This window comes from [Scytonema hofmanni] UTEX 2349 (genome assembly GCF_000582685.1).
GTDB lineage: Bacteria > Cyanobacteriota > Cyanobacteriia > Cyanobacteriales > Nostocaceae > Hassallia > Hassallia hofmanni.
In genome coordinates this window covers 2,306,483-2,329,194 of the sequence record NZ_KK073768.1, presented here as the reverse complement: position 1 = coordinate 2,329,194, position 22,712 = coordinate 2,306,483, and the positions used below count along the sequence as shown (strand labels likewise).

Annotated in this window: 4 protein-coding genes; all 4 read right to left on the bottom strand. The window is 40.2% G+C overall.

What is annotated here, in order from left to right:
* Nucleotides 1-53 precede the first annotated feature (53 nt).
* Genes TOL9009_RS39290 through TOL9009_RS39275 form a run of 4 tightly spaced genes read right to left on the bottom strand, consistent with a single transcriptional unit; the run spans nt 54 to nt 21,923 of the window.
* Nucleotides 54-12,764 carry a hybrid non-ribosomal peptide synthetase/type I polyketide synthase gene (locus TOL9009_RS39290; RefSeq protein WP_038296370.1) on the bottom strand — a complete coding sequence of 4,237 codons (12,711 nt, stop codon included), beginning with the start codon at nt 12,762-12,764 and terminating at the stop codon, nt 54-56.
* Entirely contained in the window at nt 12,764-16,408 is a 3,645-nt protein-coding gene (locus TOL9009_RS39285) for a type I polyketide synthase (protein ID WP_051502914.1), read from the bottom strand. Before TOL9009_RS39285 ends, TOL9009_RS39290 begins: the two co-directional genes overlap by 1 nt.
* Nucleotides 16,405-19,644, bottom strand: a complete 3,240-nt coding sequence (locus TOL9009_RS39280) for a type I polyketide synthase (protein ID WP_051502913.1) — start codon at nt 19,642-19,644, stop codon at nt 16,405-16,407. The genes TOL9009_RS39285 and TOL9009_RS39280 overlap by 4 nt, the downstream gene beginning before the upstream one ends.
* Nucleotides 19,641-21,923 (bottom strand): AMP-binding protein, encoded by a 2,283-nt coding sequence (locus TOL9009_RS39275; protein WP_063628691.1) that lies wholly within the window; start codon nt 21,921-21,923, stop codon nt 19,641-19,643. The genes TOL9009_RS39280 and TOL9009_RS39275 overlap by 4 nt, the downstream gene beginning before the upstream one ends.
* Between the last annotated feature and the right edge of the window lie 789 nt (nt 21,924-22,712).

Genomic DNA, 22,712 nt, shown 5'->3' with positions numbered 1-22,712 from the left:
TGCCAATTTTACTAAATTTATTCAAAAGATTCTCAAGTAAATTAAAATCTATATTATTCATTAGATTTGAATATTTCTTGTTTTAATTCTTCGGGAACTTCTATTTTTCCCGTATCAGAAACTTTGGCTTGATAACGTTTTCGAGAAACTTTGGTGATTTTAGGAGCTACTAAGGCAGCATTAGTATCTGACTGGAGCTTTTCAATCAGGGTTGCTAGTTGAGCAGGAGTAGGCATTTCAAACAAAGATTTCAGGGGAATCTTTACTTGAAATTCTTGTTGTAGTCGTGAAATAACTTGAGCAGCTAATAAAGAATGTCCTCCTAATTCAAAGAAATTATCATCAATACCTATTTGCTCTAATTTTAGAACTTGAGCAATAATTTCTACAATTTTAACTTCTATGGGTGTGCGGGGTTTTCTGTGTTCAGAAATTGGCTCGATGTTGTGATGGGGTTCGGGTAATAATTGACGATTTACTTTACCTGTAGCAGTTAAAGGTAAACTATCCAACTGCACAAAAGAGAAAGGAATCATGTATTCTGGCAGTTGCTTTTTGAGGAATTGTCGTAACTCTTGATTTGTTACGGTTTGTCCTGATTTCAAAACTGTATAAGCAACAAGATCATAGTCTCCAGAACTCTTTTGTTTAGCAATTATAACCCCTTTGCTAACGGCTGGATGTTGGTTTAAGATGGCTTCAATTTCTCCTGTTTGAACACGAACTCCCCGAATTTTAATTTGATTATCTAAACGTCCTAAAACTTCAATTGATCCATCGGGACGATAGCGCCCATTATCACCTGTGTAGTATACCCAATCTTGCGGATCTTGGCGGAATGGATTGAGGACAAAGGGAGAAGGAATTGGTTTAATATAACCCAAGGTGCGGAAGGGAGTACGCACGACTATTTCCCCAATTTCTCCAATTCCACACAGTTGATTTTTGCTATTTAAAATCAAAATTTGAGTTTCAGGTAAAGACCAACCTCCAGGCATAACTCCTGCGGGAATTTCTGGGGGTACTGGATAGAAGCATTTTACCATTGTGGTTTCGGTAGCACCGTAAAGATTGACAATATTTCCTGCTTGTGCAAAGGTTTGTCGCCATTGTTGAACTAAAGATTGAGTTAAGGGTTCTCCTGATAAGAATACCCAACGTAATGAACTCAATGTTACTTTTTCTGGGATGTTTTGTAACCAAGATTGAGCTAGGGCTGGAACGGTGTGAAAAACAGAAATTTGCTCTTCATCTAACCAAGTTAAAATTTGCGGTGAACCGGGTATGTAGTATTGATCTGGTAAACAAAGGGTTGCACCACTGGTTAAGGGTAGAAAAATATCTCTGAGGATTGCATCAAATGAAAGTTCAATTAATTGTGCAATGCGATCGCCTGCTTTAATCTCAAAAGTTTGACGTTGCCAATGAATAAAGTGTGCAACACCTTGATGATTTCCTAATACTCCTTTTGGTGTTCCCGTGCTACCAGAGGTAAAAAAGATGTAGGCTGGATCTTTGGCTGCAAGAGTCGGTAACGCTATGTCACTCTTAACCATTTCTTCCCCAGTTGCAGCAGTATCAGGATTAACTGCAATCATCTTTAATTGTTTTTCCACAACTTGAGCAACCTGAGATGGTTCACCAATGCTAATTAAATAACGCGCTTGGGTTTGCTCTAACATCAGGTTTTGCCTTTGTGGTGGCAGGTTAGAATCAATAATTAACAGCACTCCCCCAGCCAGGAAAATCCCTAATACACCTGCAATTAAACCAAAACTACGTTCTCCCCATAATGCCACTACATCTTTTTGTTTTAACCCCTGACTCATCAAAACTTGGGCTATGTTTTCGGCTGCTGTTGCTAATTCTCCATAAGTCCATTTTTTACCATTTTGACGGATTGCTATTTGTTCAGGACTTTGTTTAGCCCAGTTAATAAATGATGTTGTTACCAGTTCATAGTCTGGTTCTGGCAAAGGTAAAGAGGGATCAGGTATTAAAGCCGCAGTTTGAGGAGATAAGAGGGAATAAGATTGAATTGTCTCGTGAGGATGTTCTACTACTTGTGTTAATAAAACCACAAATTGCTCTAATAAAGCTTTCATCCTTTCAGATGTGAACAAACTTTGACGATAAACTAATTCAATATTTAACGCTTCACCAACTTGGCGAATATAAAATGTTAGCCAGAATTTGGAATAGGGTTCGGGTTGGGGTAAACGTTCAAAAGTCAAATCCCCCATGTTTAGAACTGCTTCTGGTGTGTTGACAAAGTTGAACAACACATCAAATAGAGGATGACGGTTTAATACTCGTTCTGTGCGTAATTCTTCTACTAACTTTTCAAAGGGAATATCTTGATAAGTATAAGCTCCTAATGTCACTTCCCCGACACGCTTTAATAATTGTTGGAAACTGGGATTTTCTGCCAGATTAGTACGTAGGGGTAAGGTGTTAATAAAGAAGCCAACTAAATCTTCACTACCTAAATGATTACGTCCTGCTATTGGTGAACCAATAATGATATCTTCCTGTCCTGTATGACGGGACAACAACACATTGAATGCCGCAAACAGGGTCATAAACAATGTCACCCCTTCTTGGTCACTCAATGCTTTCAAAGCTTTAGTTAGGGTTGGTTTAATGGATATGTTCTGTTGCGCTCCCTGATAGTCTTGCTTTGCAGATAAGGGATAATCTAAGGGTAAATTCAAAATTGGTAAATTACCTGCTAACTGATTTTGCCAGTAATTTAATTGGGTTTGTAATACTTCTCCTGTCAACCATTGACGTTGCCAGATGGTAAAATCTGCATATTGAATATTCCGGTCTGGCAGTGGAGAAGGACGGTTTTGGGCAAAGGCTTGATATAAAGTTGACAACTCTCGCACTACAATACTTACTGACCAACCATCAGAAACAATATGGTGCATTGTGATTAATATCACGTAAGATTGAGGGTTAAGCTGTAACAGGGTAGCCCGCATTAAGGCAGGTTGGGACAAATCAAAGGGGGTTTTCGCTTCCTCAATGATGTGTTTTTGTACACTGTTTTCCTGTTCTGAGCTAGTTAAATTCTGTAGGTCTATTGTTTGTAAGCTCAGTGTAGCCTCTGGGAAAATCACTTGTACTGCTTTACCATCTTCTGATTTAAAAGCAGTTCTTAGCACTTCATGACGTTTGGCAATTTCCCCTAGTGCTTGTTCTAAGGCTGAAATATTGAGATTACCTTGTAGACGAACTGCGGCGGGCATATTATAGGTAGCATTTGCCCCTTCTAATTGTTCAATAAACCACAGTCGCTCTTGTGACCAACTTAAAGGTAATTGTGTGTTTGAAGTACGGGGTACAGCTGTGATAGGAGGGGCAGTTTTGACTATACCCTGTTGCATTTGCTGATGAATAATTAAGTCAATTCCCGCGACGGTAGGCGATGTAAACAAACTAACTAAAGGTAGGTCAATTTGGAAGGTTTCCCGTAGTCGTGAGATGACCTGAGTTGCTAAGAGGGAATGACCGCCTAATTCAAAGAAGTTATTGTTAATACCTACTGATTCTAACCGTAAAACAGTGGCAAAGATATCTGCGATCGCCTGTTCTGTGGGTGTGCGAGGAGCAATAAAATCTACTTCTTGACTTAAATCTTGTTCTGGTAAGGGCAACGCTCGACGATCTATTTTACCATTTGCCGTTAAGGGAATATTCTCTAACCTGATCAAACTACTCGGTATCATGTAATCAGGTACTTTTGCTTGTAAAAACTGACGTAATTCTTGGGAGGAAACACTAACACCTGCTGTTTTTACCGCCACCCAATAAGCTACTAAACGTTTTTCTCCTGTTTGTTCTTGTTCCCAAGCCAAAACTACAGCTTGTTGCACACCTGGATGCTGATTTAACACAGATTCTACTTCACCTAATTCCAGGCGATAACCCCGTATTTTTACTTGATTATCAATTCTGCCCAGGAACTCAATATTACCATCTGGGAGATAGCGGGCTAAATCTCCAGTTTTGTAAAGGCGATCGCCTTCGCCAGTTTCTGTAGAATAAGGATTAAGGATAAATTTCTCGGTTGTTAATTCTGCCCGATTTAGGTATCCTGGCGCTACACTTGCACCCCCAATATATAATTCTCCGGGAACTCCAATCGGGACGGGTTGCTGATACTGATCCAAAATATAAACGCAGACATGAGGCAGGGGACGACCTATAGGAACAGTAGCAGATGATTTTGGCGAATGCTGATCATCTATCAGGAAAGTTAAAACCCCTACCGTCGTTTCACTAGGTCCGTAGTGATTAAAAATCCGACATTGCGGTGCTAAAGTTTGAATTTTCCCCACCAACTCCCAAGCAAGGGTATCTCCTCCTAAAACCAGAGTATGTCGGGGTAATACTTGTGATGATTTTTCACCTTCTAACAAAGCGTTGAGGTGAGCAGGTACAATCTTCAAACAATCAATTTGATGTTGGCTAAAGTATGTAGCTAAGGCTTGAGGGTCAGTAGCCGTTTCCTGAGTAATGATGTGTAATGTTCCACCTGTACACAATGTGGGGAAAATCGCGGTATAACCCAAATCAGCCGCAAAAGTGGATACTGTCGCAAAACTCATACCAGACTGCAAACCTAGACGCTGAGTCATGCTGGTAGTATAAGCAGCTAGATGACGATGTTTAATGGCTACTCCCTTGGGCTGACCTGTAGAACCAGAGGTAAAGATAATATATGCTAAGTCATCGGGTGTTACCTGGGGAAAATTAGGGTCGAGAATTTCTGGTGATTGATTTTCTGAGTTATCATTCCCTTCTTTGTCCAAAAATACCACCGGACAAGAGAGAGAAGCCAGTAAATTTGATTTGTAGGATGTTTGAGTTAACAGTGCAGTTGGTTGAATATCCTCTAGCAGTAGCGCCAAACGCTGAGGGGGTGTGTTAGCAGCATCAATAGGAACATAAACCCCTCCTGCTTTCCAGATTCCCAATATAGCCACCAAAGCCACCAAAGAACGTTCAGCATAAACAACTATTCGTCCAGCTGATGGAATATTTAAGTTGCGTAAATGTACAGCCAGTTGATTTGCTCTTGTGTTTAACTCCTGGTATGTCAAATTTTGTTTTGCAAATACCACTGCTAAAGCATCAGGATTTTGACTAACCTGCTTTTCAAAACGTTGATAAACACATTCTGTTTCTAAATGTGCTGAGGAATATTGTGTTAACCCAGAATTCCAGTCTATTAACAATTGTTGACGTTCTAGCTGAGTTAATAATGGTAAAGTAGCAATCTCTTGATTTGGTTGGGTAATGATTTCCTCTAACAAAGTTTGGAAATGACCTAACCAACGCTCAATGGTAGCATCATTAAACAAATCTGTATTATATTTTGCCTCCAAAATCAGGCGATCGCCCATGTCAATCACTACAAAATGCAAGTCAAAGTGAGTAAAGCTAACAGGTCGTGACATCATTGCCGTGTCTAAATTCTTCAACGACACTGTAGGTACAGGCGGTTCTAAATTAAATGTCACAGATACCAAAGGAGTACGGCTACTATCAGTTTTTAGATTGAGTTGCTTTAATAACTGGGCAAAAGGATAATCTTGATGTTCATAAGCTGCCAATAATCTGCTGCGAATTTCCGCCAAATAAGCTGAGAAAGACAGGTTTGCTTGAAAACAACTGCGGATAGGTAATAAATGCGTTGCATATCCCACCATTGTTTCGCTACTAGCAAGAAATCGTCCAGCCGTAGGAATACCTACAACTATTTCTGCTTGTCTACTAAGACGATGCAGCAACACAAAATGGGCAGCCAGCAAAGTCATAAATAATGTACATCCTTGACCCTGACTAAACTGCCGTAACTGCTCCCGCAGATGGGGTGGAGTGATACGGGTTTGACGGTTGCCATGATAAGTTTTGCGGAGGGGACGAGTCCGATCTGTAGGCAGTTCTAGCACCGGAATAGAATCAGCAAACTGCTCTAACCAAAAGGACTCATGGCTTAACATTTCCGAACTTTGGCTGCGGTTGGTTTGCCAGTGGAGAAATTCCCGAAATTGTAAGGGAGTATCTAATTTAACATCTGCCCCCTCACAAAGCGCAGAATAAATCAGAGCAATTTCTTTGAGGATATTTTCTATAGACCAACCATCAGAAATAATGTGATGAACAGTGATTACTAGAACATGATGCTGTTGTCCTAGTTTCAACACTTCCACTTGAAATAAAGGATCTGTGGTTAGATTTAAGGGCTTTTGACTGCGTTGAATCAACCAATCTTGTAAACATTGCTCCTGTTCATCCTTGGTACTGGAAAGGTCAACCAAGGGAATATCTACTTTGAGAGTTGGTAGAATTTCTTGCCATTCTCCTTGAGGATCAATAATCGTGCGGAGGGCTTCCTGTCGTTCCACAACAGTGTGTATAGATTCTTTTAAAATCTCTAAGTGTAAATCACCACATAATTCTAAGTTTACGTTGTCATTATAGACAATTGACCCTTCTTCCACAATTTGCGCTAATAGCCACAGTTGCTTTTGAGCTTCACTTAAGGGAATCCTAATAGGGGAAGTGCTTGTTGATGTTGTTTCCGGTTGGGTTAAATAGAGTAGTAAAGGTTTTTGTTCAACCCCCAGAGACTCACAGAACTTAGACCAATCAATGGGAAATACCCCAACTTGTACAGGAGGTTGATTGAGTAGTTGTTCCAGAGCGTGTAAACCGGCTTTAGGGGCGATCGCCTCCATACCATAACTACGCCAAAGTTTATCAAAATATTCTTGCCAGCGTTGTTGTTGCGATCCTTCTAATCTGGTTACTTTCCCGATTTCTGTCCAAGAACCCCAATTTATACTCACAGCAGGCAAGCCATTAGCTTGACGATAATGAGCTAAAGCATCAATAAAAGCATTAGCTGCCGCATGATTACTTTGTCCGGGAGACCCCAATAAAGAAGCGATGGAAGAAAACAGAACAAAATGTTTAAGTGGCAGTTCTTGAGTTAAAACATGAAGATTCCAAGTACCTAAAATCTTAGGAGCAAATACAGCATCAAACCGTTTCCAAGTTTGCTGGAATAATGCCCCATCATCTAACAACCCAGCTAAGTGGAAAATCCCTTGCAGTGGCGGACAGTTGTCTTGATTTTTACCTTGAATTTGTTGTAACAACTCAGATAAATCATTAAATTTAGATATATCTACCTGAGCCACTATCACTTGTATACCCTGTTGCTGTAACTGAGTGATGGTTTTTTGAATTTTAGCCGCAGGAGCAGAACGCCCACACAAAACTAAATGATGCACTCCTCGATCAACTAACCACTGTGCTAACCGAATACCCAAAGCACCCAAACCACCTGTAATTAAATAAGTGCCTTTTAGATCTAAATTAACAGAGGAATTATTAATATCAGAATTACCAACAGTTTGACGGACTAAACGGGCAACATAACGTTTTTCTTGGTGTAATAAAACCTGATCTTCAGCTTGTGATTTTTTCCCCAGTTGCGCTCTAATTTCTAGCCATATTTGCTCTACTTGTGCTGTGGTATTATCCCTATCAATATCGATCAGACCACCCCACAATTCTGGATATTCTAGGGCTATAACTCGACCGAATCCCCATAGGGATGCTTGAGCAATGCCTGTTGGTGCGGTATTGTCTGATGCAACCGCTTGTTGTGTAATTAGCCACATTTGCGAACAAGCATTTTTTAACTCTGGTTGTTGGTCTAAAGCTTGAACTAAATGCAATACACCACCGCAAACCGTTTGTTGAGTTTGCTGGAGTAAATCAACTGTCAATTGCTGAGATAATGGGCTGTTGAGACTCCAAAGATAAATAACTCCACTTAGGGGAAGTTCACTAGCTGTAAGTTGATTTTGTAAAAGTTGGTTAAAAGCTTTTGGGTCAGTAGGATCTATTTCCAAAGCCCCGTTAGGTAATGAAATACTGCTACCTTGGGGATAAATCAGCGTACAGGTTTGACCATCTACCTGTAATTGTTGCGCTAAAGCTGTGCCTACACCTTGGACATCCGCAAAAATTAACCAATGTCCAGATTTTGGAGATGGTTGTAAAGGAAGATCGCGGGGCTGTTGTTGCCAATCTAAGCGATAAAACCAATCATCGGTTTTAACTTTATTTATCCGTTCCTTCAAAGTCTTAACGTGGGGTAAGCTGGCTAATACAGCTTCTTCTTCCACCCCAAAATCAATTAAACAAGCAATTTCATCAACTCCAATAGTTAGGAGTTTTTCCACAATTTCAATACAAGAATCTGGTGTGCCAATTAAAGCACTGGTTTGTACATAACGGTCATAAGCTGCGGACAGAATATAATCTTTATCATCCTCGCTCATCTTTTCAAAATCAGCCATCTGTAAACCTTGGCTTTTCACTAAACTTTGAAATAGACCAATAGAGGAGGTGAGATAATTTTGGAATGGTTTGCGGGCTTTTTCTCGTACTTGTTGAATATCCGTACCAATATAAGTATGTAACAATAATGTCACTCGTCCAACATGGGGATCAAAACCATGACGTGCCAGTGATTCTCGATAAATGGCAATATTACGGGCTAAATCTTCTACAGTTTGCCCCATCAGGTTAGTCAAAACCCCGATTCCCATTGCCCCGGCTCTCATGTAAGTATCTGGGTTATTAACTATTGTTACCCAAACAGGTAACTCTTTTTGCTGAGGCATGGGGAAGGTACGGATTTCAGCCATGTTACCAGAACCACTAAGTAGCTGAATTGACTCTCCGCGCCAGAGTTTTTGTACTGTTTCGATGCCCTCAAACATAATTTCTCGACGGTCATCATAAGCTTCTGGGGCAAAGACAAAATCATGGGGATGCCAACCGGAAGCAAAGGAAATTCCTACTCGTCCTTGAGAAATATTATCAATAATTGCCCAATCTTCGGCTACTCGCACAGGATGATGTAGGGGTAAAACTACACTACCAGCCCGCAGTTGTATATTTTTGGTAACTTTAGCCAGAGAAGCACAGAGAATAGAAGGGTTAGGAGAAAAACCACCAAAAGCATGAAAGTGACGCTCAGGTAGCCATACAGAGGTAAAGCCATTTTGGTCTGCGTATTCTACTCCCCCAAACAGAAGGCTATATTTATCTTGAGTAAATTCTGCATCGTAACTGCCAAAATAATAAAGACTAAATTGCATTTCTTTATTAGTTGGTACAGTTAGCGGAAAATTAGCAGCTTGGTCTTGAATATCGCTTAATGTGGGTTTATATTCGCGTCGTTCCCAAAATTCCTGACGTTTAGTGTTTTTAATTGTTGTCTGTGGTGAGTTAACAGGATTCTGGTTAGGAATAAACTGTGGTGGTGTGGTGGTAGTTTCTCCTCTTAAAACTGCTAACTGTTCGGACATGAGTTGAGACATAGTTTGTAATTGCTGACTCATGATCCGCTCTAAAGCAGTAGTACCAACTGGTTCTGCTGTGGGAGGAATTTGACTAAGTGCAGATTCTACTGCTTTGTTCTCAGTCTGGGGATCTGGAGATTCTGAAGTTACAGGTGGCGATACAGGTTGATTGTCAGTAAAATTATCAGTAAACTTAAATTCGGCTGGTAGATTTTCGCCAATGTAAGTACCTAAAGCATTTAACGTAGATAAGTCTTCAAATAATCTGCGGATAGGAATGCGTACCCCAAAGTCCAATTCTAACTGCTGTCCTGTTTTCATAAACACGATAGAATCTGCACCCATTTCCACTAATGGGGTATGAATATCTACTGTGTCTGGAGATGTTTGCAGTGCTTCAGCAATCAGAGATTGTAAGAGTTTGATAATTTGTTCTTGTTTTGAGGATGCAGAGGTATGGGGTTTTGGTTCTGGAATTGGTTCTGGAACCTCTCCGTTCATGGGTGCAGTTGCAATGGCTTTTTGGGACGACATATCTGCATTTGGTATTTTCAACCAGTAACGCTGACGTTGAAAAGGATAATTAGGTAAAATAAATCTTTGGCGTGGGTAATCTTGATCAAATCCTGACCAATTCACCTCTGCACCACGCACATATAATTGAGCTAGACTATTGAATAATGTTGCCCAGTTTGATTGTCCTGCTACTAGGGAAGAAAGCCACAAGAGGTTATCACCTAATTTACATCTCTGCCCCATTTTAGACAAGGCGGGCTTTGCTCCAATTTCTAAAAAGGTTTCATAGCCTTTTTCTACTAATGTTGCTAATCCTGTGGTAAACTTTACGGCTTCTCGGCTATGCTGTCGCCAGTATTTTCCGTTTAAGGGTTGATTGATTGATAATGTTTCTCCTGTTAAGTTGGAAACAATGGGAATGCGGGGAGGATGGATTTCTATTTGATTGGCAATTTGTTCTAACTGCTCTAAAATCGGGTCTACTAGAGGTGAATGAAAGGCGTGAGAGGTGTTCAGGGGGCGGCTTTCAATTCCTTCTGCCTCTAGGGTGGTTTTAATGGCTGCTATTGCCTGATTTTCCCCAGATATGACAATATTTTGCGCTCCATTGTAGGCAGCGATGCCTACGGCGGGCTTCGCCAACGCAACTCTATTTTGATAAGGAGCAATAATTTCTGCTACCCGTTTTGCATCTGCAAATACAGCCAACATCGCCCCATTTTGGGGTAATGACTGCATGAGACGACCACGAGCAGCAATTAATTTTAACCCATCTTCTAAACTAAAGACTCCGGCTATACAAGCGGCTACGTATTCTCCCACACTATGACCCATCACCACCGCAGGCTTAATTCCCCAGGAAATCCATAGTTGAGCTAAGGCATATTCTAAGGCAAATAAGGCAGGTTGAGTATAATTTGTTTGGTCAATTAGGGAAAATGGAGATTGATTTGTATTTTGGGGGTAAAGAATTTCTAATAGGGGTTTTTCTAACTCGGAACGTAGAATTTGATCGCATTGCTCTAAAATCCGCCGGAACAGGGGTTGAGTTTGATAAAGTTCCCGTCCCATATCAATATACTGAGAACCTTGACCGGTAAACAGAAAAGCAACATTAGGTACACTACTATTAGCAGCAAGTTGTCCCTGAAACATTCCGGCAATGCTAGAACTTTCTTCAGTATTTTGCTCTTGTGACAGACTAATGGTTAAATTTTGGAGTTTTGCGGCTAATTCTTGAGGTTCAGCCACAAGTAAAGCTAAACGATGCTTAAAGTGAGAGCGACCTGTGTTAGCACTATAGCAAATATCAGCTATTTTTAAATCTGTATTTTGTTTAAACCAATTTTGATAAAGGGTTACTAAATCTTTTAATGCTGGTTCTGTTTTGGTAGAAAGAGTTAATAAATGGAGCGATCGCTCTAATAAACCAGAATTTTCCGGTTTTAATGGTGTTCGTGCTTCTGCTAAAACAATATGAGCGTTAGTTCCTGTAGCCCCAAATGAGTTTACCACACCGATGCGGCTACCAGATTGTACGCGCCAGGGTGTAATTTGGGTGGGAACAACTAAAGGAAAATCTTCCCAGTTAAAGTGATTTGTGGGATTTTTTAAATGTAAATGGGGGGCAATCTGTTGATGTTGTAATTGTAAAATAACTTTAATTACTCCTGCTACCCCGGCAGCCGTTTCTACGTGACTAATATTAGTTTTTGCCGAACCAACGAATAAGGGGTTATCGTGAGTACGATGAGAACCATAGATTTTTGCTAATGAACGCAGTTCTATGGGATCTCCTAAAGGTGTTCCTGTACCATGAGCTTCTACATAACTAACTTCAGCAGGTTCTATTTGCGCCATTTTCAAGGCTTGACGCATGACTTGTTGCTGAGAAGCACAATTAGGCACTGTAAACCCACTACTAGGACCGTCCTGATTGACTCCTGAACCGCGAATTACAGCTAAAATATTATCACCATTAGCTTGTGCATCTGACAGACGTTTAAGAACTAATATTCCGCATCCTTCCCCACGTCCAATACCATCAGCAGTAGCATCAAAGGTTTTACAACGACCATCACTAGACAGCATACCAGCCTTAGCGGTGGCAATCATGCTATCAGGGAGTAAGATTAGGTTCACTCCTCCAGCGATCGCCATTTGACATTCTTGTTGTCTAAGACTTTGACAAGCTTGATGAATGGCTACTAGGGAAGATGAACAAGCGGTATCAATAGCCATACAAGGACCCGTAAAGCCAAAAGTATAGGAAATCCGTCCTGCTGCTGCATAGGAGGGTGAACCTGTGACTCCGTAAGCTTCTTGACTGACATCGGATCTGGTTTGTTTAGCGATCGAACCATAGTCATTCAGGGTAATACCGACAAAAACTCCTGTAGGACTGCCTTGGTTTCGTTGGGGGATACATCCAGCATTTTCTAATGCTTCCCAAGTTACTTCTAATAGTAAGCGGTGTTGGGGGTCTATATTAACGGCTTCTCTGGCAGAAATCCCAAAAAAAAGAGGATCAAATTGATCTACATCTGATAAAAATCCCCCTGATTTTGTATAAAATTTCCCAGGAGTATGCGGATTTTCATCATAATAATCTGCTATGTTCCAACGATTTGCAGGAACTTCTGTTACCGCATCAATACCTGAGTGTAAAATTTTCCAAAACTGTTGAGGATTATCAGCACCTCCCGGAAAACGGCAGGACATACCAATAATAGCAATTGGTTCTGTCCTAGCAGACTCTAAGCGCTTAATCTTCGCTTCCAATTTTTCAATCAGCAAAACTGAACGCTGTAAAGAGGACAGATTCTGCACGTTATTTGACTCCCCACTCATTAGTCGTCCTCCAAAGCTCTAGCTAATTTTTGATTAATTAAATCTTCTAGTGTTTGTTCAGATAATTGTTCTATGGTTTGCGAAAGTTCGGCTTCTAAACTTAGTTCTTCTGCTTTTGGTTTGTTGTGATCATAATCTGCTGAAATTTGCCAATTGAAGACCTCGGTAATAATGTACTCTGTCAAACTAGTAACATTCGGTCGTTCAAAAATCAATACAGTGGGTAAAGAAGAACCCAAACTAGTTTCTAGCTTATTTTTGAAAGCAACAGCTAGTAAAGAATCCATCCCTAAATCAAAGAAGCCAACCTCTGGGTTAAACAGGGGTTGATTAGCAGAGTAACCGAGAATTTGTGCTACTTCTTGTTGTAAATAAGCTACTATTTGGTGATAACGTTCACTTTCTGGTAATGTCTCCAACTGTTGCCAAAAGATATCTCGTTCTCCTGGTTTTCCCTGAGCAACACTGCTTTGTGCCTCTATTTGTGCGAGTAGTAGTTTGCCTGTAGTTCCTTCATAAAGAGGTTTGAAGATTGACCAATCCATATCGGCGATAACGATATTTGCTACACCGTCTGATGTGAAAAAGCCTCCAGCCACATCTAATAAATCAGCAGGATGGGTTAAATTCAAACCTATCTGGGTAGTATATTTTTCCCCTTCCGGTGAAGCTAAAGCCATTCCTCCACCTGCTAGAGCGCCAACATTCACGGTTAAGGCTGGTAAACCTATACTGTGACGATACTCAGCAAAAATATCTAGGAAGTAGTTAGCGGCTGCATAGTGTCCTAGTTTTTGAGAACCAAATACTGGGGACATGGAAGAGGTACTGAAGAAGAAGTCCAGGTTTAGTTCTAGGGTGAGTTGGTGTAAGTTCCATGTGCCAAAAACTTTAGGACGCAACATGTCCTGTAAATCGTCGGTGGTGATATCTGATAATAGGCTTTGTTGGCTGAAACCTGCGATGTGGAAAATTCCTTTTAGGGGTGGACAGTGGGATTTAATGGTGGCGATCGCCTCTGTCATGTCTACTGGATCAGATACATCCCCTTGGAAAACCAGAACTTGAACTCCTGTTTTTTCTAAGGTATTAATGACTTCCTGTGCTTGACTAGATGGGTTTTTGCGTCCGATTAAAACTAGGTGTTTTGCTCCTTTTTGGGCTAACCATTGGGCGCTTTGTAGTCCAAAATGTCCAAATCCCCCGGTAATCAAATATGTCGCATCGGGTTGGATGGTTGGGGATGAAGTTGGTGTTTTTTGACTACGCACTAAGCGGAGAATATGGCGTTGTCCTTGACGTAAAACTATTTGATCTTCTTGACTATCTGCTTGTAATATTTGCAGTAATTGTTTAGCGGATGTTTCTGGTGTAGATTCTCCGTCTAAATCTACTAATCCTCCCCACAGTTTGGGATGTTCTGTGGCTATAACTCGTCCTAAACCCCAAATTGGAGCTTGTGCAGGAGAACGGGGGGTGGTTTGGGCTCCGACTTTCTGCACATCTTGAGTTACAACCCACAAGGGTAGAGTTTGAGTTGTGGTAGTTTGGATAATTGCTTGTGTTAAGTGTAAAAGACTTGTGGTAGTTAGGACTTGATCCTGTTGTAGAGATGCTAAAGTTGTTTCTTGACTGGGAGTAACATCTAAACTCCATAGATGCACAATTCCGCGACAGGGGGGAACTCCTGGGGCTAAGATGTTAGTGATGAGTTGTTGGATCTGGGTTTGATTTCCAGGTGTAATGACTATTTGGTTTGGGGTTTGGTTTTGGGAGTTTTCACTATGTTGGATTAGCCAACAAGTATCACCTTGAGCTTCTAATAACTGTACTAGATTTTGACTGATACCAGAGCGATCGCCAAAAATTAACCATAAACCCGGCTCTGTTGTGCTTGATACTGCTTCTTTTTCTGGTTGGGGTTGCCATTGTAATTCATACAACCAATTTGCCCCTTTTTGTTGCTGACTGGTAGACTTACTGGAACTGGTGCTTTGCATCTGCAATCCAGTGACTTTAACTACCAATTTACCGTTGTGATTGAAGATGTAAATATCTCCTTCAATCTCATGATGAGCAGCTATACCATCAATACCTCGATGTTGTCGCAGTACCGCATGACTCCAAACTTCTGTTCCTAAAGATTCATAAATTTGAAAACTCTTGATCCCTGTAGGTAAATACAAGGACATTTCCGGGGTATTAGTCTGTGTATCGGTGGTTGTTCCCCCAGATAGGATTTTACCTAATAATGTAGCTCCTAATACTTGGTGACAAGCATCTAATACTGCGGCTCGGACTTGAAAACTATTACCAAAGTTAACAGCATGAGGTAACTTCACTTCCGCTAATGCTTCACTTTCACCTAACCATAGATTTTGGATACCTTGATAAGTTTCCTGTAGCTGTAAGCCGTTTTTCTGTAATAATTGATAAAATTCGCGGGCGTTTCTTTGGTCTTGACAGCGCAACCGGATGGTTTCTAATGATTCTAGAGGAGTAGTAGGGGATGTGGTTGAAATTGCCAGCGACTTTTGAGAACCATTGTTGAGGGTAGTGGGAAAAATTGCTCGCTGGGGAATACCAGTAGTTTGTGTATGATGATTGTAATTTTCTCGTAGTTGATTCAGGTCTAGTAAATGTTGGAGAATAAGTTCTTTACTTAAACCAAAATCTAATAAACAAGCTACTTCATCAATTCCAATGCCGTCTAGCTGTTCTAGTAACTTTTGACAAGTTTCAGGAGTACCGATTAAGCCTCTAGAGATAGCAAAGCGGTCATATAAAAAGTTAACAAATTCCTTTAAGTCTCGCTCAGGTAATTTAGTAATATCTACATCATGCCCCCGACTTTGAGCTAGTCCTTTGAGCAGTTCAATGTTAGCTTTGAGATAATTACAGTAAGGGATTCTGGCTTGTTCTCGTACTTGCTCGAAGTCTTGACCGACAAAGGTATGTAACATGAGTGAAACTATACCCGCTTCTGGATCGTGACCATACTTAGCTCTAGCTTGACGGTAGAGAGATATTTTCTCTGCGAGGGTTTCTACTTCTTGATCCAGTAGGTGTGTTAACAGGTTTGCCCCGATTTCTCCGGCTTTGATGTATGTTTGAGGATTACCTGCTGCGGTGATCCAAATGGGAAGTTGAGGCTGTATAGGGGTAGGATAAATACGAATTTCTGCTGGTTGTCCTTTGCCGTCGGTAATTTTCAGAGATTCCCCTTGCCAGAGTTTTTGCAGTATTTCTAAATTGGTAAAAACGGTTTGCTGGCGATCGCTATACTTTTGGGGACAAGTAGCAAAATCGCTGGGATTCCAACCAGATGCTAAGGATATTCCCACCCTGCCATTTGACAAATTATCTACTAAAGCCCATGCTTCGGCTATTTCCAGGGGATGATGCAAAGGCATCACCACACTACCTGCTTGCAAGCGAATCTGTTGAGTTTCCCTGGCTAGTGCCGCATTTAATACCGCCGGATTAGGGTAGAGGCTACCAAATTGAGTATAATGTCGTTCTGGTGTCCAAATACTAGAAAAGCCATGTTGATCAGCAAATTTAGCACTTTCAATCACCAGACTATATTTATCACCCACTAAAGCATCTTCGCTACTAGCAAAGAACATTAAACCAAATTTCATATTTTTGTTAATATCGGTAAATTTGCTGTTGGTTCTGGATGGGTTGCTGAAGATGAAACTTGTGCATCTGCGTATAAAGTCCACTCTGATGCAGAGGAGGACTTACTCAGCCGACAGCCATACACCTGAAGCAACATTTTACTATCTGATAGTGGCGAGAGAATCACCTGTATTTTTTGTTCCTCTTGTGTGGACAAGAACAGAGGATAGTACAGTTTTAAATTACTAATGTTATTCCAGGGTTGATTAAAAGCTTCCTGAGTAGCTTCAAAAGCTATTTGCAAATATCCTGTATGGGGCATAATCACGGTATCCCAGACCTGATGGTCTTTTAACCAAGAAAGGTAAAATTCATCTATTGGTGTTTCCCAAATGTAAGTATGGGGTAGGACGGCTAAATCAGTCAAACGATAACCTAAAATTGGATGCCGTTTTTTACCTTGATAGGATAAGGAATTGCTGGATTGATTTTTTACTTCTGAATTACTATTAATCCAGTAGCGTTGTCTTTGAAATGGATAGGTAGGTAAGGGAATTTTCTGACAGTTGGGGTTAACTTTGTGAAAATCCTGCCAATGAATTGCTACACTATATACATATAGTGTAGCTAAAGTTCTCAATAATTGTAGTGAGTCTGGCAGTTTGGGATATAAACTTGGTAGGGTTAAATGCTCTGTTTCGGGAATCTGTTGACGTGCCATTCCTAACAATACTGGCTGAGAGCCAATTTCTAACCAAATTTTATAACCCAGTTGATGTAATGTGTGGACACTCTCAGCAAATTTCACTGGTTGGGTGACATGATTTACCCAGTATTGTCCAGTTGCTATTTCTGCTGTGGCTGGTTGTCCTGTGAGGTTGGAAATTAAGGGAATTTGCGGTTGATGGTATGTAATTTTTGCTGCTATTTCGGCAAATTCTGCCAACATTGGCTGCATCAAAGGGGAGTGGAAAGCGTGAGATACTTGTAAAGGTTTGGTTTTGATTCCCTGTTGTGTTAATTGTTGACAAACATCTTTGATGGCTGCGGTTGTACCGGAAATTACTACGCTGTTGGGTGTGTTGTAGGCAGCGACTGCTATTTGGTTTTTGTAGTTGTCAATAATTGCTTGTACTTGTGCGGCTGATGCCATTACTGCTACCATTTCCCCACCTGGTAACTGTTGCATTAACCGTCCCCGTTGTGTAATCAGTTTGAGTCCGTCTTCTAAGGTAAAAATACCGACTACACAAGCAGCAACGTATTCACCGACACTGTGACCCATAACTATATCTGGTTGCACTCCCCAAGAAATCCAGAGTTGAGCTAGGGCATATTCTAAAGCAAATAAGGCAGGTTGGGTATAGGCTGTTTGATGAATCAGGGGATTTTCAGTTGTGTCTGCATACAAGATTTCCAATAGGGGATAATCTAGCTCAGAACTGAGAATTTGAGCGCATTGGTCTAAGCATTGGCGGAAAACTGGTTGAGTTTGGTATAGTTCTTTGCCCATCCCCACATATTGCGAACCTTGTCCGGTGAAGAGAAAGGCAATTTTTGGGCGTTTTTTGCTCGTCAGTTGACCGCTAATTACTTCTGTAGCTGGTGTTTGTTGAATGAATGAATTTAATTGTTGTTGTAAATGCTGATGTGATTGGGCAATAATCGCTAATCGGTGGTCAAAGTGCGATCGCCCTGTGTTAGCAGTAAAACATACATCGGCAATAGAGGCTGAGGGATGCTTAGTTAAAAAATCTTGATACTTTTGGGCTAAATCTTGCAAAGCTGATTCTGTTTTAGCTGAGAGTGTCAATAGATGCAGTTGTGAATCTTGATGATTTTCAATTTGAACTTGATTTGCTGCTGCTTCGACAATTAGATGTACATTTGTGCCACTCATGCCAAAGCAACTAACTCCGGCTAAATGTGGACTATCTTGTGCTGATAAAGCAGTTAACTGAGTAGGAATAGCGATCGCTAATTTATCCCAAGGTATATAAGGATTAGGATTTTGAAAGTGCAAATGGGGTGGAATTTGTTTGTTTTGCAAACATAAAACCACTTTAATTAAACTGGCTATACCCGCAGCTGCTTCCAAGTGACCAAAGTTAGTTTTGAGTGAACCAATCATTAATGGTTCTTGTTTGGAGCGATTTTGACACAAAACTTGTCCTAATGCCAAAACTTCTATCGGATCTCCCAAGGGTGTACCCGTCCCATGTACCTCTACATATTGAATTTGTTCTGGTGTAACCCTAGCATTAGCTAAAGCTTGCTTAATTACTACTTCTTGAGCAGCACCATTAGGGGCGGTTAATCCATTACTTTTACCGTCATGGTTAGCAGCAGACCCGCGAATTAAAGCTAGAATGTTGTCACCATCAGCTATAGCATCAGACAACCGTTTAAGTACGACTATGCCACCACCTTCTCCTCTGACATAACCATCAGCCCCAGCATCAAAAGTTTTACAACGTCCATCAACTGATAAAGCCCGAAGTTTACAGCCTAAAATGGTATTAATGGGAGAAAGCATCAAATTTACACCACCTGCTAAAGCTAGATTGCATTCACCAGAACGCAAGCTTTGACAGGCTAAATGAATCCCTAGTAAGGAAGATGAACAGGATGTATCTAGTTGCAGCACCAAGCCCTGTAAATCTAGGATATGAGCCAAACGACCAACGGCAATACTACGTGCGCTCCCTAAACCTCTATAAGCATCTAAGCTATTTAAATCATCAAAATTTAAACTGAGTTGGGAATAATCATCTGAACTCATGCCCACAAACAAGCCTGTTTGAGTACCTTTGAGGCGTTCTGGTGCTATGGCAGCGTTTTCTAGGGCTTCCCAGGTAATTTCTAACAGTAGTCGGTGTTGTGGGTCCATGTCCATTGCTTCACGGGGAGCAATGCCGAAAAATTGGGGATCAAACTGGTCTACCTGATCCAAAAACCCACCATAACGAGTGTATATTTTCCCGGAAGCGTCAGGATTGGGATCATAGTAGCGATCAACATCCCAGCGATTTTGGGGAATTTCTGTAATAGCATCTACACCATGATGTAATAGTTGCCAAAATGTCTCTTGGTCTTTAACACCACCTGGAAAACGAAACCCCATGCCAATAATAGCTATTGGTTCAGTCTTTTGACGTTCCGTATTTTCAATTTGAGTACGAGCTTGTTTAAGGGCATTAAGTAAACGTTGTAATGAAACTGATTTTTCTTGATTAGATTCATAAATATTGTTCATTGCCCTTTCTCCAATATTTTTTCTAATGCTGATATTTCTTGATTAATTAATGACTCAATTTCTGTTTGAGAAATTTGATTGAGTGCTGATAAAGTTTCCTGTTGAGGCTGGGATTGTAGCTGTGAAGAAGAGGGTTTGGTAAATTGTAATTCAGTAATTAAATATTTTCCTAAAGATTCAATTGTGGAGAATTTCCAAAGTATAGCTGCCTCTATCGGAATTTCTAACCAATCTCCTAATGCTTGAGAAAATTCCACAGACATAACTGAATCCATACCAAAATCTGCAAAAGATTGACTAGTATCTATTTGATGAGGATGTATTTTAAATTTTTTAGCTAACCATGTTTCAATCCAATTCAAGATAGAATCCAAATTGTATTTAGAACTACCAGTTAGAGGTTGTGATGTCAAATTAGATTGAGATTTTTTTAAAGTATGAGCCGAGTTTGATGCAGATGTGGTTGATAATGTTTGGTCTTCTAATAACTCATCTTCTAACTTCCACAGACCTACCACACTCAAAGTATTGTTTAAAAATGAAGTTCGACAAGCTTGACGTTGAATTTTCCCACTGGAAGTTTTGAGGATACTTCCTGTTTTCAACAATACCACAGCGTATAACTGTAATTCATGTTCCTGCGATACTGCTCTACGAATGGTTGTAGCTACTTCATTGACATCGAGGTTTCGTAAATAATTACGTTTTACTTCTTGAGCAATAACTAACCTTTCTTCACCGTTAATTTCTACACTAAAAGCTGCACCGCTACCGGGGTTCAGTGCTGGATGACTTTTCTCTACTGTCAGTTCAATATCTTGGGGATAATGGTTACGACCTCGGATGATAATTACATCTTTGATGCGTCCTGTAACAAACAATTCTTCATCATGCAAAAATCCCAAGTCACCAGTGCGGAGAAATGGACCTTCTTGAGTATCTGTTGTGTAGGCATTAAAGGTTTTTTCTGTCTGTGTAGACCGATTCCAATAACCTTGAGCTACATGAGGACCTGCCACCCAAATTTCACCGACTTGGCAATCTAAACAAGTCACTAATGTTTCTGGGTTCACAATCCGTATAGTTTCCTCCTCCCAAGAGTGTCCACACCCTACTACTAATTGTGTTGTTTGTTCTTCTTGCGGATTTGGAGTAGCGATCGCCACTCCTCGTCTCAAAGCATCTCGATCTAATGAATAAACAACTGGCACATCCTCCTTCTCTCCTCCTGATACTAACAGGGTAGTTTCTGCCATACCATAACAAGGATAGAAGGCGGTTCTACGAAACCCACAGGGTTCAAAAGCTTCTGTAAATGCCTTTAAAGTATCTGCTCTAATTGCTTCTGCTCCATTAAAGGCTAATTCCCAGCTACTGAGGTCTAAGCTTAAACGCTGCTCTAAAGTAACTTTGCGTACACATAAATCATAAGCAAAGTTAGGTCCACCACTAGTAGTAGCTCTATAATCAGAAATAGCTTTCAACCAATAATAAGGTTGTTGTAGAAAGTCTACTGGAGACATCAAAATTGAGGTAATACCTAAAAACAATGGTTGCAATACATTACCTACTAAACCCATATCATGGTAAAGGGGTAGCCAACCCACAAAACGAGTTTCCTTACTATGTCCAAAAGCTTTTTGAATCATTTGTTCATTATGAACTAGGTTACTATGGCTGACCATAACAGCTTTTGGATCTCCAGTTGAACCAGAGGTATACTGCAAAAACGCTATAGATTCGGGTTTTACTAGGGGTATAGCTTCTTGTTGTACACTACAAGAATTATTGGACTCTAGGTCATCTACTACCAGCCATTGCAAAGCCTCTATATCTGATGTATCTATCAGCAAATCCTGTAAGTTTTTTAACAATGATTTGCTGGTTAAACCAATACGTGCTCCTGAATCTGCTACTATCGAATGAATTCGTTTTAAACTTTGATTGCGTCTGGGTGGATTAGCTGGGACTGCAATCATCCCTGCATAGAGACATCCAAAAAAAGCCTTGATAAAATCTAATCCTGGAGGAAAAACTAATAGTACAGGTAAATTACTATTTTTATTTTCCTGAAGCAAAATATTAGCTATTTTTCGAGATACTTGATCGAGTTCTTTATAGTTTAATCTTGTTTCTTCATGGGATTTATCGTTAATAGAATGCTTAATAAAGATGAAAACTTCTTTGTCAGAGTGTTGTATAGCGTGCTGCTGTAAAATATCTATTATCGTAGTAGATTTTGTTAGAATTGGAAAGTATGGAGAAAAAATATCTTGCATAAATTTTAGATAAGTTGAATGATTTTTTGTAATCTTAAATACTTCGGTAATACTTTTAATTACTCGGAATTGCCGAGTGTCGTATTCTCAAACTTTTGCTACATTTTAAGCAACAACCTAGCATTTTCATCAGGGTAAGCGCATCTATTATTGTAGCTATTGATACATATAAAAAACTTAAAACTCTATCTAAATATCAATTTTTCATTCAAAATAGGAAAAATTGTGGTAAATGATTGAAAAAACATAGGTCAATCAAATAGCTTTTTATGTTTTTACCATATAAAGACGAAAATGTCAATCCCACCCCTTGGCTCAATGTAGTAATTTTGAACTTATTTGGGGTTTATTCAAAGCACAAAACTGCCGTGTCAATAGGGTTTGAGATGCGCTTACCCTGACGTTTTTATATACCTTATCTAGCTATTTTGACTGATTAAAAAAGGTTTTAAAGCATAATTTATAGTAAGTAATCTGGTTGATTTTAAGTCATTACCGATTGTGACACCCCTGGGTGCGGAATGTCGGCTAGTGCGATTCGTTGATTAGGGAATCACGGTGTAAGTCCGTACATAACTAATCCAGTGAAACTTAGATAAAACTAAGCACTGAACTCTCAGGTTGATGAAGGTTTCAGAAGGCAGAAGGCAGGAGGCAGAAGGCAGAAGGCAACCCACCCTTACTCATAGTGGGATTGAAACAAGGACGTTTTATACCGTCCGTGCAAGCCATCTTCAGTATAATTATTTGTTTCAACTGGGCTTTAAACCCACAAAGTAAGTTTTAATT